At 73.2% G+C, this 16,837-nt stretch carries 11 protein-coding genes; 7 read left to right on the forward strand and 4 right to left on the reverse strand.

Annotation, left to right across the window (positions count from 1 at the left end):
* Positions 1 to 232 precede the first annotated feature (232 nt).
* From NI17_RS03015 to NI17_RS03045, 6 genes are all read left to right on the forward strand, one after another.
* Complete coding sequence (locus tag NI17_RS03015) at positions 233 to 499, forward strand: divalent-cation tolerance protein CutA (protein ID WP_068689599.1); 267 nt, start codon at positions 233 to 235, stop codon at positions 497 to 499.
* A gap of 227 nt (positions 500 to 726) precedes the next feature.
* Positions 727 to 1,293, forward strand: coding sequence for a signal peptidase II (locus tag NI17_RS03020; protein WP_234401774.1), 567 nt, complete (start codon positions 727 to 729; stop codon positions 1,291 to 1,293).
* Positions 1,290 to 2,216 carry an RluA family pseudouridine synthase gene (locus NI17_RS03025; RefSeq protein WP_068689598.1) on the forward strand — a complete coding sequence of 309 codons (927 nt, stop codon included), beginning with the start codon at positions 1,290 to 1,292 and terminating at the stop codon, positions 2,214 to 2,216. Before NI17_RS03020 ends, NI17_RS03025 begins: the two co-directional genes overlap by 4 nt.
* Before the next feature lie 55 nt (positions 2,217 to 2,271).
* Positions 2,272 to 2,865, forward strand: coding sequence for a TetR/AcrR family transcriptional regulator (locus tag NI17_RS03030; protein WP_234401772.1), 594 nt, complete (start codon positions 2,272 to 2,274; stop codon positions 2,863 to 2,865).
* An 86-nt stretch (positions 2,866 to 2,951) separates the two neighbouring features.
* On the forward strand, positions 2,952 to 4,754 hold the full coding sequence (locus tag NI17_RS24345) for an alpha/beta fold hydrolase (protein ID WP_279395512.1): 1,803 nt from the start codon (positions 2,952 to 2,954) through the stop codon (positions 4,752 to 4,754).
* Positions 4,751 to 4,915: a hypothetical protein gene (locus NI17_RS03045; RefSeq protein ID WP_157129708.1), complete on the forward strand. Its 165-nt coding sequence runs from the start codon at positions 4,751 to 4,753 to the stop codon at positions 4,913 to 4,915. Before NI17_RS24345 ends, NI17_RS03045 begins: the two co-directional genes overlap by 4 nt.
* A 326-nt stretch (positions 4,916 to 5,241) precedes the next feature.
* Here NI17_RS03045 and NI17_RS03050 read toward each other — a convergent pair whose 3' ends face one another.
* Together NI17_RS03050 and NI17_RS03055 are read right to left on the reverse strand one after the other, a co-directional pair.
* On the reverse strand, positions 5,242 to 5,430 hold the full coding sequence (locus tag NI17_RS03050) for a tetratricopeptide repeat protein (RefSeq protein ID WP_068689594.1): 189 nt from the start codon (positions 5,428 to 5,430) through the stop codon (positions 5,242 to 5,244).
* Positions 5,427 to 6,047: a hypothetical protein gene (locus NI17_RS03055; RefSeq protein ID WP_243597596.1), complete on the reverse strand. Its 621-nt coding sequence runs from the start codon at positions 6,045 to 6,047 to the stop codon at positions 5,427 to 5,429. The genes NI17_RS03050 and NI17_RS03055 overlap by 4 nt, the downstream gene beginning before the upstream one ends.
* 1,450 nt (positions 6,048 to 7,497) lie before the next feature.
* On the opposite strand from NI17_RS03055, the gene NI17_RS03060 reads away from it, so the two are divergent.
* On the forward strand, positions 7,498 to 8,313 hold the full coding sequence (locus NI17_RS03060; protein WP_157129705.1) for a hypothetical protein: 816 nt from the start codon (positions 7,498 to 7,500) through the stop codon (positions 8,311 to 8,313).
* A 73-nt stretch (positions 8,314 to 8,386) separates the two neighbouring features.
* On the opposite strand, the gene NI17_RS03065 is transcribed toward NI17_RS03060, so the two are convergent.
* Positions 8,387 to 13,066 (reverse strand): DEAD/DEAH box helicase, encoded by a 4,680-nt coding sequence (locus NI17_RS03065; RefSeq protein ID WP_068689590.1) that lies wholly within the window; start codon positions 13,064 to 13,066, stop codon positions 8,387 to 8,389.
* Positions 13,063 to 16,461, reverse strand: coding sequence for a hypothetical protein (locus NI17_RS03070; RefSeq protein WP_243597597.1), 3,399 nt, complete (start codon positions 16,459 to 16,461; stop codon positions 13,063 to 13,065). Before NI17_RS03070 ends, NI17_RS03065 begins: the two co-directional genes overlap by 4 nt.
* Positions 16,462 to 16,837 lie beyond the last annotated feature (376 nt).

A 16,837-nucleotide genomic window follows, 5' to 3' on the forward strand; every position in this document is an offset into this window, starting at 1 on the left:
GCTGCGGGACGCCGTTCTTCCGGCGGCTCCGGGGTGATCTTCCCGCGCGGGCATACCCCCGGGCTCGCACCGTCCCCGGGTCGCTTCGGGCTGTGTCCGCCGGTACTCGTCCCCATCAACGCCTTGCTGGCTCGAGGATAGCCCACCGCGGAACACGGATCGCGGTGTTTTCCGGTCGTGACCTGACGGGGGCATACTCGCTCCGGAACCCGCGAGACCGAGGAGGGCTCAGGTGACGCGAGCGACCCCCGAGGGCGCCGTCCTGGTGACGCTGGCCGAACGCGAGGACGCCGAGGAGTTGGCCGGACAACTCCTGGAGGAGGGGTACGCGCCCTGCACGGTGCACCGCGACATGTTCGCGGGCGAGGACGACGCCGAGGACGTCGACTGGGTGATCGAGGTGCGCACCGGACCGGGCGGCGCCCCCGCCGCCATGGACGAGGACGGCCTGTCCGCGCTCGCCGAGGACTACGGCGGCTTCACACACGTCGAGCGGTAGCCGCGCTCGCCGACGCGGGAGGGCGGTGTGCGGGGGTGAATACAATGATTCTGGCCCGCACGCCGCGCGGACCGGGGAACGGACGGCCGCGAGATCCGGAGGCGTCGGCGGGCCGCGACCCACGTTGAGGAGTTCCGCTGAGTGACGTCGACCCCGACCGGGGCACCGAGAAGACCGATGACGTTTCCCCGCCGGTCCGGCCGCGCCGGATCGGTCTGCTGCTGGCCGTGGCCGCCGTCCCCCTGGTCGCCGACTTCGTCACCAAGGAGATCGCGCTGGCGCGCTTCTCGCCGTACGACCCGGTGGAGCTGCTGGGTGGACTGCTCAGGTTGACGCTGGTGTTCAACCCCGGAGCGGCGTTCTCCATCGGCACCGGCATGACGTGGGTGTTCAGCCTGATCGTGGTGGCCGTCATCGGCTACATCCTGTGGACGGCGCCCCGGCTGCGCAGCGCGGGGTGGGCGGTGGCGCTCGGCCTGATCCTCAGCGGCGCCACCGGCAACTTCATCGACCGCATCTGGCGTCCCAACACCAGGGAGCTGTCGTCGTCACTGGTGGGCCCGGAGGCGCCGGGGACCCTGCTCGACCGGCTGCTGAGCCCGCCGTCCCCGATGTACGGCCACGTCGTGGACTGGATCCAGATCCCCTACTGGCCGGTGTTCAACATCGCCGACTCCGCGATCGTGTGCGGCGGCGTGCTCGCCGTCCTCCTGGCCTTCCGCGGGATCAACATCGACGGCACCCGCGAGGCGGACAAGACCCCGAGCACCCCGACGCGAGGAGACGAAGCGTGAGTGACCACCGAAGCATGCCGGTGCCCGACGGGCTGGAGGGCGACCGGCTCGACGCGGCGATCGCCCGCATGTTCGGCCTGTCGCGCACCCGCGCCGCCGACCTGATCGCCGAGGGCAACGTCCTGGTCGACGGAGCCGAGGCGGCCAAGTCCGACCGGGTGAGCGCCGGGGCGTGGCTGGACGTCACGCTGCCTCCGCCGCCCAGCGCGCCCGCGCCGCGCCCCGAACCGGTGCCGGGCATGACCATCGTCTACGAGGACGCCGACATCGTCGTGGTGGACAAGCCGGTCGGCGTGGTCGCCCACCCCACGCAGGGTTGGACCGGGCCGACGGTGCTGGACGGGCTGCTGGCGGCGGGGGTGACGGTCGCCACGAGCGGCGCGGCCGAGCGGCAGGGCATCGTGCACCGCCTGGACGCCAACACCACCGGCCTGATGGTGGTGGCCAAGAGCGAGACCGCCTACAGCGTCCTCAAGCGCGCCTTCAAGGAGCGCACGGTCGACAAGACCTACCACGCGCTGGTGCAGGGACACCCCGATCCGCTGCGCGGCACGATCGACGCGCCCATCGACCGCCACCCCTCGGGTGACGGCCGGTTCGCGGTGGTCTCGGGCGGGCGGCCGTCGGTCACCCACTACGACACGGTGGAGGCGTTCCGCGCGGCCAGCCTGCTCCAGATCCGGTTGGAGACCGGCCGCACCCACCAGATCCGCGTGCACATGGCGGCCACCCGGCACCCGTGCGTGGGCGACCTGCTGTACGGGGCCGACCCCACCCTGGCCGAGCGGCTGGGGGTGCGCCGCCAGTGGCTGCACGCGGTCCGCCTGGGTTTCGAGCACCCCACCGAGCACCGCCCGGTGGAGTTCACCAGCCCGTACCCGGAGGACCTGGACAAGGCGCTGCACCTGCTGCGCGAGGAGTAGTCCCGTCGCGGCCCCACCCTCCGGGAGAGAGCGTGGCCGCGACAGAATATGTAGATTGGTCTACTATCTCGGTATGGGAACCAGGGGAGCGGCGACACGCGAGCGCCTCGTCGACGGCGCGCGGGAACTGATCGAGACACACGGCTACTCGGGTACGGGGCTCAACCAGATCCTCGCGGTCAGCGGGGCGCCCCGCGGGTCCCTGTACTTCCACTTCCCCGGCGGCAAGGACGAGCTCGTCGCCGCCGCCCTGGAGCGGGCGGGGGAGGAGGTGGCCGCGCTGCTGCGAACGCTCTCGGAGGAGAGCGCCGACCTGGCCGAGTACGTCCGGCGCCTGGTCGGTGTCTTCGCGGCCAGGACGGAGGAGTCGGGCTTCGCCAAGGGCTGCCCGCTGGCCACCACCGCCCTCGACGTCGCGGCCGTCAACGACCGCGTGCACGCCGTCTGCCGAAGGGTCTACGCGTCCTGGCAGGCGGTCCTCGCCGACCGCCTGGCGGCCGAGGGATGGAGCCCTCGTGAGGCCGAGGCCGACGCGTGGTCGGCGCTCTCCCTGATCGAGGGGGCGCTGCTGCTGGCGCGCGCGACCCGCAGTACCGAACCGCTCGACCGGGCGCGCGAGGCGGCCGTGCGGTTGCTGGTCAGGAACTGACCCGGGGCCGGGACGGCGTCGCCGCTCCCCGGTCCCGGGGTTTTTGCGACCCAAGAATATGTAGATCGGTCTACACAGGAGGAAGTATGTCCGCACGGCCTGACACTCTCGTGGTCGGCGCGACCGGGTTCATCGGCCGCTGGCTGCTCGCCGAACTGCTGCGTCGCGGCCGGACCGTCGCGGCCGGGATGCGCGGCGGTCCGGCCCGCGAGCGGGAACTGCGCGACTGGCTGCGCGCCCACGACGCCCCCGTGGACCGCCTCAGCGCCGTCCACGTCGACATCACCCGACCCGGCCTCGACCTCGACGACACCGCCGCACACCACCTGGAGTCGATCCGCGACGTCCACAACTGCGCGTCGCTGTTCCGCTTCGGCCTCACACGGCGGGAGGCGCGTGCCGCCAACGTCGACGGCGCCCGCCACACCGTCACCTGGGCGGCGGGGCTGGCCGGACTGCGTCGCGTGGTCCACCTCACCGGCTACCGGGCTGCCGCGCAGCCGACGGACCCGGCCGGGATCGCACAGCTCTACCGCGACCACGGCGCCTACGAGGCGTCCAAGACCGAGGCCGACGCGGCGGTCCGCGCCCTCGCCGAACGCGAGGGCCTGCCGTTGAGCGTCGTCAACCCCAGCACGGTCATCGGCGACTCCATCACCGGGGAGGCCGGGCAGTACATCGGTCTGGCCGAGACCGTCCGGAACCTGTGGGCGGGGCGGCTGCCGCTGCTGCCCGGCGACGCCGCGACCTTCGTGCCGGTGGTGACCGTCGACCACCTCGCCCGCTTCCTCACTGAGGTGCCCGAACGCGACACCGGGGGCGTGCGCGCCCACTGGGTGCTCGACGAGACCACCCCCAACCTGCCCGAACTCGTCGACCACCTCGCCACCCACCTGGGAGTGCGCGCGCCGCGCCGCTTCATGCCCGTCGGTGTGCTGCGCCGCCTGCCCCGCGCGGTGACCCGCGCCGAACCCGAGACGCTGCCCTTCCTCACCGCCGACCGCTACGACACCGCGTCGGCCCACGCCCTGGCCCGCGCGGCGGGCCTGACCCACCCGCCGGTGCGCGACGCCCTGGCGCGGTGGGCCGACCGGCTCGTCGCCGACGGCTTCGGCGCGCTGCCGCCGGGCCGTCCCGGCGGGCTGCACCCGGTCGCCGGAAGCCGCACCTACCTGGCGGGGGAGCGGAGTGCGCCCGACCACGTCCTGCTGCACGGCCTGCCGCTGGACGGGGAGTCCTGGCACGCGGTGGCCGACCGGCTCGACGGCTCCGCACTGGTCCCCGACCTTCCCGGGCTGGGCCGCTCGGCGCCCGCGCGTGTGCCCGTCGACGTGTGGCTGGCCGAACTGCTCGCCCCGGTGGTGGGCAGACCCGTCCTGGTGGGGCACTCAGCGGGATGCGCCCCGGCGCTGCGCCACGCCCACGCCCACCCCGACCGGGTCGGCGCGCTCGTGCTGGTGGCCCCGGCCTTCCTCCAACCGGACGCCTCCCCCGCCCTGCGGCTGAAGCCCCTGGTCCGCGCGGTGCTGTCGCGGATGACGGCCGAGCGGCTCGCCGCGTTCACGGGGCTGGGGGAGGACACCGCCGACGACCGGGCGGTGGTGAGCGCGGCGCTGAACCTGCGCCGCCCCGGCGCGGCGGCGCGCGCCGCCGAGTGGCTGGCCGCCGCCCGGCGTCCGGCCGAACGCGCCGCGCTGCGCGCCCTGCTGGCCACCTGCCCGGTCCCGGTGACCCTGGTGGTGGGGGAGCACGACCCGGTGGGCACCTCCGGTCTGGACGTCCGCGTGGTCACGGTCCCCGGAGCCGGGCACTACCCCCAACTCGTCGCCCCCGACATGGTCGCCGAGCGGATCGCGCGGGCCGCCGCGGCGGCGGGTGCGGCGGTGTGACCGGGTACGGACCCGGCGGCGGAGACGCCGGGCCGGTGCTTCCGGCCGGTGGTGGCCGCGACGCGGCGCGATCGCGGGCGGCGGTGCGCGCCGAACTCCTGGCAGAACGGCTGATCGACGGCCTGCGGACGGGGGCGCTGCGGCCGCCGGGCACGGAGTGAGCGGTGCGAGAGCGGGCCGCCGCCGTCCCGGGCCGCCCGCCGTGTGCGGAGGCGCGTCAGCGCGCGCCGCCAGCGGCTGCACGTGGTGCGACTGGGCTTCGAGCACCTCACCGAGCACCGCCCGGTGCGGAATGCTGATATCCGACCACGGAATCAGCAGCGGTTCGCAGGGACCGCTCTTGACGACGCTGGTTGTCAGCCCCCTCTTCACCGGCTGTACGGCGGGGACACAACAACCTCTTTCATCGAAAACCAGAAACCCAGCGAAACGGATGCTCAGGCGGGAGGGAAAACACACCCGTCGGAAAAGGCCGCTGGGCGGTGAGCTAGCTCTCCCCGGCGGCCTCGATCCGTTGTCGCCGCCGCACCGCCTCCGCCACCCGCCCCTGCTCCTCCAGCAGTTCGGCGAGGTTGTTCATGGCGTCGGTGTGGCCTGCGTTGGCGGCGCGGCGGTACCAGGATTCGGCCGCGTGGAATTTTTCGCGTTGTTCGAGTAGGAGACCGAAGCTGTTCATAGCGTCAATGTCGCCTGCTTCGGCCGCGCTCCGTTTGAGTAAGACGAGGTCGTACATGGCATAGGGATGGCCCGCGTCGATGGCGCGGCGCCACCAGGTCTCGGCTTCGTCGGTCTGTCCCGTTCGGCGAGCAGGATGCCGAGGATGACCATGGCGGTGGTGTTACCCGTGTCGGCTGCTTGTCGAAAGGTAGTTTCGGCGATGGCGGAACGGTTGTGGTCGTAGGCAGCCCAGCCGATGGCGAAGTGGGTGTCGGGGCTGGTGGTGTGGTTCAGGGCAAGATTCCACAGGCCGTCGGGCAGGGGGGTGGTGGTCTGGTCGACGAGGTAGTCGAACGGCCGCCACGCCTCTTGCCGGTCGTCGGTGGTGACGGGCAGCAGCAGGCCGCAGGTGTCCTCGTGCTCGCGGACAGCCCAGACCAGAGCCCGGTCGAAGGGTTCGGGACGCAGCACCGCGGGCAGCGCGTAGAGCCGGTGGGCGGCCTCCAGCAGGTTGCGGTCGGCGTGTTCGACGCCGATGCGGGCCAGGTCCACGGCCGCGGCCACCACCCGAAACGCCCGGGGATGTCCACCCTCGCCGGTGGGCAGGTCCTGTTGGGTCTGCCACAGGGCGTGCAACTGGGGGCCGAGGACAGGTACTCGCCCACTCCGTGTCCGTGGTCGGCGCGTTGGCGGCGCACCGCGTCCGCCACGGCGGCATCGCCGCTGTCGTGGGCGCGCTCCAGTTCCGCGTGGCTCCACTGCCGCACCACTTCCACCGCATCGGCCTCACGCAGCAGGCGCCGCTCCTCCTCACCCACACGCAACTCGTGCCCGTCTGCGGTTCGGGTCGCCGGGCCGGGCAAGGTGAGGCGGGTGTGGATGCCCTGGCGCATGGTGGCCACCCACTTCGTGGAACTGCTCCAGTAGGGCCGGGGTGAGGCGGGTGCCTTCGTTGAGGTGCTTGTCGAGGTCGTCCAGCCACACCACCGCCCGCTTTCCACTCTGGGTGTGGGCGCGCACCGCGTCCGCAAGACGAGTCAGGTCGGTGCCCAGGTCGGGCACGAAGACGTCCCGAATACGGCGGCAGGCCCTGCCTGGAACGATGCACGCCCACCCGCAGTGGATCCACCGTGGTGACCGGCGCCGACCACCAGGTCGGGCCGCGCTGCTGCTGGTTTGGGGGAGAGGAATGGAAGGTGACCGAGCCGATGGTGCAGGCCTGGACCGCCTGCCCCGAATTGTCACCCTGCAAGGTGTTGGCGGTCGACTCCCCAGCCGACGGCTCGGCGGCTCGCGCACCGGGGCGCAGTGCCCAGACCCATATGCCTCCTGCAGCGAGCAGGAACGCGCCCACACCTCCCACCCAGGAGGCCGCCTCCCAGCCCTCGCGGGACAACACGCCGCCGCCCCGCCACAACGCCACCCCCACCACCGCCCCGGCCAGCAGGGTGAGCGCGAGCGCGACAGGAATCTTCATCGACCGGCCCATAACAGCCCATCTTTTCACCAAATCCCCGCCCCCTACGAGGATTCAGCATTTCCACCCCGGCCTGTCAGCGGGCCTACGCGGTGCAGGTGCCCGCCCTGGGCCCCGGCTGGAACAGGCCGTGGGGCGGGACCAGCGGGCGGACGGAGCCGTGGCGGCGCTGCCTGCTCTCTCCGCCGCGGGTACCGCCGCATACCGGGACGCGTACGCCGACCGCGGCATGGGCCGTGGCGGTGCTTTGCCTGGTCGGGCAGCGGGTCCGGTCGGTGCGTGCCACGCCTTCGAGCGCGGTGTGGCCGCTCGCGCACAGTCCGAGGAGTTCCTCGGAGAACGGACCGTGCAGCCGGTGAGTAACCTCACTCGTAGTGACGCAGGGTCACCTTCGATGTGTTGGGTGTGCCCCTGCGCAATGTCGTCGATGTCGAGGAGTGTCATGAACTGTCCCCACACGGGGTGTCCACGCGAGGCGGGCCGCTCTGCGGTTGCGGGGTCCGGGTGAACCCTCTTTGGCGGCCCGGCGCTTCCCGCCGGCCGTCGTCTCAGGGAACGGCCAAAGCGGTGCCCCCGTCCGCCCCCGGGCCCCTCACCGGGTCGACGGCCGTGCCCGACACGTCCTCCCCGAAGGTCGGCTGGCTGGTGACAGGAGGAGTGGCCGGGCTGGTGCTGCTGCTCGTGGCGGTCTTCCTCGCGATCGGCTACGGTCCGCGCGAGACCCGCTACACCGACCTGCTCACCCTGGCGGAGGCGTTCGACCGGCAGGGCCAGAGATTCCAGGGAGCCTACGTCTACGACCACGAAGGCGACACCGTGGTTCTGATCGAACTGGAACCCGGTGATCCTTCCGACGCGCTGGAGGAGCGGTTCGGCGAGGCCCTGCGGCTCGTCTGGGAGCATATGCCCGGCCGTTTCGACCTCGCCGTGGCCACCACGCGCCCCGGCGACCCGGGCGAGCCCCGCAACCGGTACATGGACCGCGCGGCTCTGCGTGCGGAGTTCGGCCCCCGCCCCTCCGGACTCGACAGAGTGCCGGTGGCGCACGACAGGAGTTGGCCGACGCGGGAGCGGCCGGGGGAGTGCCTGCGCGTGCAGGACAGCCTCCACATCTGCAACCGTCCCTCCGTGGTCTTCGACTCGCCGCAGATCCTCACGCTGGTGCGGCGGAGCTGCCCGAGCATCCGGGACCTGGAGTCCCTGCCCGAGACGGCGGCGGTGGCGTGGGAGGAGGACTGGGCGGAGGAAGGGGTCATGAGGACCCAAGGCGCCTTCGTGCTCGGCGACCCGAGGGAGCCCGGGCCCGCGGTGGTGTGGGTCCACCACTCCCACGAGGACCCGGACGCCTACCTGGAAGTGGAGTGCCCCGGCGAGGGGAGAAGGGTCGTCCACAGCCGTGACGAGTACGAGCGGGCGGAGGGCTGAGCGTCACTCCGGGCCGCCGCGGACGGGCGGCGCTCCCTGTCCGCGGCGGCCCGGAACGGTTGTCGGGGCGGCCTCAGGTCAGCAGCCGCAGCGCCTCCAGGGCTCTGCCGCGCACCAGCACGTCGTGGAAGTTCTGGTTGCGGTAGGTGCGCAGGCAGCTGTAGCAGGAGGTCTCCTCGCCGCAGTCGCAGCTCTCCACCCGCTTGACGGCGGCCAGCAGCACGGCGTCGAACGCCTCGGCGATGCGGGTGGCGCCGCCCGCGCCGCCGGGCACCGTGTCGAACAGCACCAGGCTCGTGGTTCCTCCGGAGCGGTGGAACAGGGCGCCGTCGATGTCGTCGCGGCTGATCTCCAGCGCGGCTGATGCTCCTTCCAGCAGCGCGTACAGCAGTGAGTAGCGGGTCGCGGTCGAGGCGCTGTCGACGTGGAACCTGCCGCCGAAGGCGATGTCGACGATGTCGGTCTCGTACTTGTGGCCCAGCGCCAACCGGCTGAGCGGCCCGGTGCAGGAGCGGTCCCTGAGCGGGTGGGTGTGTTCGGCGGGTCTGCGCTGGGCCACGCTGCCGCCCCACCCGCACCATTCGCAGATCCAGAACCTGCGTCCCGACGGTCCGTCGGAGAGCGCGACCAGTTCGCCGCGGCTTCCGGCCAGGCAGGACACCTCGCCGCCGCCCGGCAGCGGCCACCGGTGTTCGGCGGGGTCGGCGGCCAGGCGCAGCACGTGGGTGGAGCCGTGCCAGGAGCGTTGCGGCGGGGTGGTTCCGGCCGGTTCCACCTTGGTCGCGGCCACGAACCCGAACTCCGGGACGCAGTACACGGCGGGGGAGCCGGAGTCGGCCGCGCCGCACGCCGCGCACGCGGGGGCCAGCCGCTCGGTGTCCTCCTCGTAGTAGCCGCAGGAGGAGCACACCCGGTAGTGGAAGCGCCGCAGTTCCCGGCCGGGCAGCCGGTACACCCCGGCCGAGGTCCACTTCCTGCCGCCCGCGATGATCGCGCTGCCGGGCGCGTACTCGTAGATGGCCGAGGCGAGGTCGCGGGCCAGTTCCAGGTGGCGGCCCACCTTCTCCCCGGAGTGGTGGGTGCGCAGTTCCACGGTGTCCACCGGGAAGCCGTACTTGGGCAGCACGTTGCGGGTGGCCAGGAAGCTGAGCAGCGGACGGCGGACGATGGTGTTGACGGTCTTGCCGAACCGTTCGGCCAGGCGGTCCTCGCGCTGGTCGAACGCCTCCCGGCGGCGGCGTTCGAAGTCGGCCACGTCCTCGGCGACCTCGGTGCGCAACTGCTCCAGGTGCTCGCACAGCACCGCGACCCACCGGCCGTCGTCCACCCCGATCCCGTCGGCCACCGAGTCGGGCAGGATGCGCCGCAGCGCCGCGCTGATCTCCTCGGGCACCGGGGAGAGGAAGGCGGCGACCCGGGTGACCGGCGCGGGCTCGCCGTCCTCGCCGGGCTGGAAGAACGCGCCCACGGTGTGCCAGGTCTCCCCGGTGGCGCGGTGCCAGTGCCGGAAGAACGCGGCCAGCGCCACCGAGTGGGCGTGGCGGCGGTCGATGCGCTCGTTGGCCAGCGGCACGTAGGGGGCGCGCACCTGCCCGGCGATCATCTGCTCGGGCTCCTGGTAGCGGAACATGTCGTGGGAGCGGCGCTGGGCGTGGGTGACCACCAGCGCGGCGGAGTCGGTGCGCCGTCCGGCGCGTCCGGCCCGCTGCACGTAGTTGGCGGTGGTGGGCGGCATGTTGCGCAGGAACACCGACTGCAGTTCGCCCACGTCCACGCCGAGTTCGAAGGTGGTGGAGCACGACAGGGCGTTGGTCCGGCCGTCGATGAAGTCCTGTTGGATGCGGGCGGCCTCGGTGCTCGACCACTGCGCGGTGTGCTCCTTGGCCTCCAGCGTCACCGGGGTGAGGGAGCGGTACAACTGCCGGTAGTGGTCGTCGTCGTGTTCGGGGGCGGGCGGCGTGAACGGGTGCAGGGTGCCGCGGCAGTTGATGGTGGGGCACACTCCGCGCACCGACACCGGGTGCAGGCGTCGGCAGCTGTCGCACTGGTAGGACGGGGTGTGCGCGCTGACCGGGGCCAGCAGCAGGGCGGTGTGGTCGACCTGCCAGACCGTGCCGAGGACGCGCTCGGTGCTCGAACACAGCCAGCCCTCGGCGTCGCGTCCGCTGCTCAGCTCGGTCAGCAGTTTCCACACGCCGCGCAGGGTCTTTTCGGGGGTGAGGGAGGGGTCGGCGGTGTCGAGTTTCTCCAGCAGTCGCTCCAGGTAGTCGGAGCGGCGGTTGCGGCCCTGGCCCGGAAGCCAGGAGATCACCTTGCGTTTGCGATCGGCGCCGCTTTCGCGCACGTAGATGGGGCCGAGCCGGGGCGCGAACGCCTCGTCGTCGGCGGCGACGTCCTCGGGCATGGTCAGCGCGCCCTGCTGGCGCAGGGTGCGCACCAGTTCGCCGAGCAGGTCCCACGCCTCGTCCTCGGTCAGGCCCAGCAGGCCGGTCAGCGCCGGGGGCAGCCGCACGCCTTCGGGGCGTTCCATGTGGACGCGGAGCAGTCCGCGCCCCTCCAGCGACTGCCGGTCGTCGGTGGCCACCAGTTCCCGCATCACCCACGGCTCCACGGTGCGGCGGCGCTCCTGTTTGGAGACGCGCCGCTCGAAGTATCCGGCGCGGGCGGCCTGTCGCGCGGTGTGTTCGACCAGGTCGTCGACCCGGAACTCGTCGTCCGGGTCGAAGCCGCGTTCCAGCCCGTCGAGGAGGAGCCGCCGCTGCTGCAGCAGCCCGTAGCTGCCCTCCAGGTAGGGGGCGAAGAACGCGGCGGCCTGGCGGCTGTCGCTGAACATGAGGAGTTTGCGGCCGCCGCCGGGCCGGTCGGCCACGGCGGGGTCGGGGTCTTCGGGCAGCGCCTGGTACAGGGCGGTGGCCACCACGGCGGCGGCGGCCTCGTTGCCGCTCTCCAGGCGGCGGACCATGTCGGCGCCGCGGGCGCCGCAGGACAGGCAGCCGCTGGGGCGGCCGTGGCGGGTGCTGAGGATGCGGACCGTGCGCAGTGACCGGCCGACACACGTGTCAGTGCAGGTGACCGTCTTTCCCGAGTTCAGTGCGCCGCAGCCCGCGCACAACCGGTGCTCCTCGAACGTGGTGGCGGCGCTTTCCTCTTCGAGGGTGTCGTCGTCATCGTCGACGACGACCGGGTCGCTGCCCAGGTGCACCCAGATGGCCTGTTCTCTCGGGGTGCGCTGGGGGCGCAGCCGCGTGGTGGTGCCCACCGGTTCGCGTCCGCCCACCAGGTAGGTGTCGCCGCAGCGTTTGCAGGCGGCGATTTCGAACGCGGGAGCCTGGCAGTCGGGGCAGTGCTCGTGTCGGGAGAGGAAGACGTGCGGCCCGGACAGGCAGGCGAACGCGCCGTCGGTGGCGCGGGTGAACAGGTGGTAGCGCGCCGACAGCAGGGGATCGCCGTCGTCGCGGACGCTGCTGCCCAGGGCGACCATGGCGGCCAGCGCGGTGACCCGGTCGCGGCCGGTGGCGTCGGGGTCGTCGGCGAAGAGCCTGGCGGCCAGCGACTCCAGCGGCTGCGGTCCGCCCTCGGCGAGCAGGGCGCGCAGCTTCCGCATGCGCTTCTCCGCGGCCAGGGCGTGGTAGGCGCTGTCATCGGAGGCCCCGTGGCGGCGGGCGGCGGCGGCCAGTGCGGCCTCGGGGTCGGCTGAGCGGCCGACCGCGGTGTATTCGGCAGCCGGCAGCGGCCCCCACGGCTCGCCCGGGGGGTCGGTGCGGCGGGTGGCGCTGACCAGGTCCTGGCGGTCGGGGTCGGTGGCGTCCCACTCGAACGGCGCGCCGAAGAACAGGCGGGAGGCGAACGTCATGACCGCTTCGGGGTTGTCGCCGACGGTGGCGCTGGTGGCGATGCACTGCAACGGCTGGCCGGGGGCGACCCGGTCGCGCAGGCGGCGCAGCAGCATCGCGAGTTCGGCGGCCTTGGCGCCGTCGTAGACGTGGGCTTCGTCGAGTGCGACGAAGCGCCAGTGTCCGGCGTGCTCGCCCTCGAACAGGTCGAGGTCGGCGGGGCGCAGCAGCAGGTACTCCAGCATCGCGTAGTTGGTGAGCAGCAGGTGCGGCGGCCTGCGCCGCATCTGCTCGCGGCTGATGAGTTCGTTGGGCGGCGGCTCCTGGCCGTGCAGGGCGCGGAACGCCTCCAGTGCCTGCTGCCGGGTCTCCTTGGTCTCGCCGGTGTAGCGGCCGAAGGTGATGTGCGGGCTGGCGCCGAGTAGTTCCCGCAGCCGTTTGAGCTGGTCGTTGGCGAGCGCGTTCATCGGGTAGAGCAGGATCGCGCGCACTCCCGGCCCCAGCTCGCCGCGCCGGTGCTGCTCTTCCAGCTCGTTGAGGATCGGCACCAGGAAGCTCTCGGTCTTGCCCGATCCGGTGCCGGTGGCCACCACGAGGTTGCGTCCGGCGCGGGCCTTGCGGATCGCCTGTTCCTGGTGCAGGTAGAGGGGGCGGTCCAGGTGGATGGCGGGGCCGTCGGGTGCGGTGAACCCGGCCGACAGCACCCCCTCGGCGACGAGTTGGCGCGGGGTGGCGCCGGTCCGGTAGGGCGGAGTGGCCTCCAGCAGCGGCCCCTTGGTCAGCAGCGGGCTGGCGCTGATCTGCGCGTTGAGGGCGCGGGCGAGGGCGGGATCGCGCAGCGGCAGCAGGGAGCGCAGGTAGCGGCGGTAGCTGTCGCTGATCAGGGTGCTGACGGCGATGGGGTCCAGGGTGGTGGTCACGGGGTCTGCTCCTCGAACAGCCGGGCGCGTTCGGTTCCGGCGAGAGTGAGTTCGGCCAGGACAAGGTCGATGGCGGTCAGGTCGGGGGCGGCCGCGGCCAGTTCCGTCCAGGTCTGGCGGCAGCGGTCTTCCAGGCGTTGGCAGGGCCGCACGTCCCGGGCGGCCAGGCGCGCGGTGACGGCGAGCGCGGCGGAGACGGCGGGCAGGTCGCGCCAGTCCCCGGGCCGGTCGGGGCGGCGGCTGTCGATCAGGGTGCGCGCCGCCGACCGGTAGCCGTCGGGGAGCCGGTCGCACACCGCCGAGGCCAGTTCCAGGATGGTGGCCGCCTGGGCGCGCACCCCGTGCAGTCGGGCACTGTCGCGCACCGCGAACAGGGCGAGGGCGGCCTGGCTGCGGCTGTCGGCGTCCAGCAGTGCCCGGGGCACCACCCCGGCGGCCCGCCACGCCGCCTTGACCTGCGCCTGGGGCATGCGGGCGAGGTGCTCGGCGGAGGCGTCGAAGCGTCCGACGCGGGCGTGGGGGTCGGCTTCGCCGTCCAGTAGGCGGATGGCGGTGTCTCCGCAGCTCTGTTCCAGTTCCTCCAGCAGTTCGGCGTGGTCGGGGCGCTGCCGTCCCGGGTCGCGGTGGATGCGGGGCAGAAGGTCGCTGGTGGCGAGTGCGGCGGCGGCGGGCAGGCGCTGCCACAGTTGGGCGGCCTCAACGGCGGTGACCCGGTCGTGCTGGGCGGCGGCGGCCAGGCCGCTGCTGATGAGGGTGCGGGTGCTGTCGGCGGGGGCCAGCTCGGCCGAACCGTGGGCGAGCAGCGCGGTGACGGGGAACGCGCCGAGCGCGCGGGCGCAGGCGTCGATGGTGGCTCTGTCCACTCCGGCGGCGACGAGGTGGTCGGCCAGGCCCACGACCCGCCACAGCCGTGCGGCGTTGTCGAGGGTGCCGCGCAGTCGGGAGGCGCTGGCGTCCCCGGCGAGGACGCGGGAGAGCAGCACCTCCTCGGGGTCGTCGGAGTGTGGGACGCCGGGGGCGGGGCAGGTGAGCCGGTTGGCGGTGCGCCGGTCGGGCCAGGTGGGCCATTCGGACACCGACCACGGGTCGTCCACGGCCAGCAGCACCTGCATCGGGCCGCCTTCGCGCAGGTCGCCGGGGAGTGGGATGCGTCCGGTGGTGGAGACCGACACGATCGCGGGGGGCCGCCACGGCGCGTGGTGGGGGTAGAGGGCCGCGTTGACTCCGCTCATGTCGGGGAAGCCGTCGAGGACGATCTCGCCGTTCTCCCAGTGCGCCCCGGTGGCCAGTCTGCGCGGGCTGACCACGGCGACGGGCAGGATCGTCTCCCGGTAGGGGGCGACGATCCGCAGGTGGCGGTGGGCGGCGGCGGTGTCGCCGATCTGGGCGAGGGGGTAGCGGATCGTGGCGCCGCCCCGGTGGGGTGCGGGCTCCACCCGCTGCACGATGTCCTCGCCGGAGATCACCGACAGGGGGCCGGGCAGTCCTTTTGTCTCCTCCCCCTCGGGGAGGCGGATGAGCAGGTCTCCGGCCTCGGTGACGGTTTCGGCGTCCAGGCGCAGCGGCTGGGGCCGCCACTGGGGGTGGGCGTCGCCGGTGCACAGCACGGCCAGGTGGGGCGGGCGGACGGTGACGGCCAGTTCGGCGGCCGCGGTGCGCAGCCGCGCCGACATCGCCGCCTCGGCGGAGCCGAGCCGCTGGGCCTCCGGTTCGACGGCCAGCCCGGCGGGTCCGGCCAGGGCGACGTCCGCGGGTTCCAGTCCGGCGGGGGTCAGCGACCGGAAGGCGGGGGTGGAGCGGGCGGTGAGCCCCTCGGTGACGGTGACGTGGCGGCGCAGACCGCGGCCGAGCGGGCCGCGCGCGACGAGCAGGAACGAGCCCAGCACCGGGCGGGGCAGGCGCTCCAGCGGGCTGACCCGCCCGCCGCTGCGGGCGGTCGCGGTGGCCAGCAGGCGTCCGGTGTCGGCGTCCAGCACGTCGACGTGCCACTCCACCGCCTCGCCCTCGGCCTCGGGCAGCACCACCACGGGCAACTCGGCGTGGACGGGAGAGCCGGACGCGGTGCTCACCCCGCGCACGGGCGCGGCCTGGTCGAGGTGGGGGCGGGCGCGGCCGTGCGCGGTGTGTCGGGGGCAGCCGTCCAGGCCGATCCACTCGGCGCGGCGCAGGGTGACTTGCCGCAGTGTCCAGCCCTCCCACCCGTAGGGGGCGTCGCCGAGCAGGTCGTCGGCGTCGTCGCCGGAGCGCAGGAGCGGGCGGTCGGCCGGGTGCAGCAGCCACAGGCGGCCGGGCGGCAGCGCGAGCCGGGGGTCGAGCGGGTCGCCGTCGTCGGTGAAGACCAGCAGCGGGTCCTCGGGGTCGACCAGGGGCAGGCGTTCGGTGAACCCGGTGTCGCCGAGTTCCACGCGGACGGTGCGGCTGGGCGCGGGCAGCGGGAACAGGGTGGGGGCGGCGGTGCCCGCGGCGGCGGCCCACCGGCCGTGGCCGCGCACCTGGTGGACGCCGCTGTCGGTGGTGATGCGCCAGCGCACGATGGAGTCGTCGCTGTCGCCGATGACGGGCAGCGCCACGTGCACGCCGTGCGCGTGGGGGTCCAGGCGCAGCCGGGGCCGGGCGGGGCGGTGGTGCCGGGCGGTGGTGGGCCGTGCGGTGGGGGCGCCCCTCTCGGCGGCTCGCTCCAGGGCCCGGTGGGCGGGGGTGAGGAACCGCGGCGGCAGGCCCACGGAGCGGCAGTCGGCGTCGGGGTCGTCGCGGAGCCGGTCGAGCAGGTCGAGGCAGCGGTCGACGACCTCCAGCGCGTAGTCGCCGCCCTCGGTGATGAATCGCCGCGCGGGCACGTCCAGGCTGTTGAGGCGGTGCCGTCCGGAGACGGCCCAGTGGTGGAAGGCGGGGGCGTCCAGGCCGGGGGTGCGAATGGTGCGTTCCAGTAGCAGGGCGAACACGTCGTCCAGGCAGTAGGTGGGGATGCCCGCGTGCATCAGGATCGGCGTGACGTAGGGGAAGTGTTCGTTGGGGAAGGTGTCCAGCCCCAGCAGTGCCAGGGAGCGGAGAAACGTCCCGCCCCACAGGTTGGCGTCCTGCCGGGAGTCGGGAACCTCGGCGATGCTCCACAGCGCGGGCCAGAACGCGCCGTGGGAGTAGTGCTCGACGGCGACGCCGGTGGTGACGGCGGCCACGCACGCGGGCCAGCGGGCCAGGTGGGGGTCGCGGCCCCGGTCGAGGGCTTGGGTGAGGACGCGGCCGAGCGCGACTGCGGCCTGCTCCAGGCGTTTCTGGGGCAGTGCGGCTTCGCAGACGAGGGAGTGCGACTCCAGGCGGGGCCGCCATTCGGCTTCGCGGATGTCGAGGAGTTGGGTGGGGGTGACCTTCCGGGGCTGCCGGTCGGGGGAGGGCATGGCGGTCTCCAACACGCGGGGGCGGACGCGAGCGGGATGCGGATCGTCGGGGGCGGGGAACGGGGAGTTCCGCCGTTCCCATGGTGTGAACATAGGCTGATGGTGAAAACATTGTCAACCCACTCCCTCTTTTTTGGTGAAGGGTGTCGCCCGGTGTGTACACAAAGCTGACGGGAAGCACCGCCGTGTCCGGTTCTTCGGGAGACAGGAGGCGGAGAAGCGGACGGGAGTGGGGAGAGTGCCGCCCGGACCGAGGCGGAACCCCGGTCCGGGCGGGCAATTGACCATCGGCTGTCTCCGTTCGTCTGTTCAGCGGTGATTGGCCACACCGATGCGGAGAGGTCACCGGCGGGGTGGTGGTCCGGGGGATTCCACG

Source organism: Thermobifida halotolerans, assembly GCF_003574835.2.
Taxonomy (GTDB): Bacteria; Actinomycetota; Actinomycetes; order Streptosporangiales; family Streptosporangiaceae; genus Thermobifida; species Thermobifida halotolerans.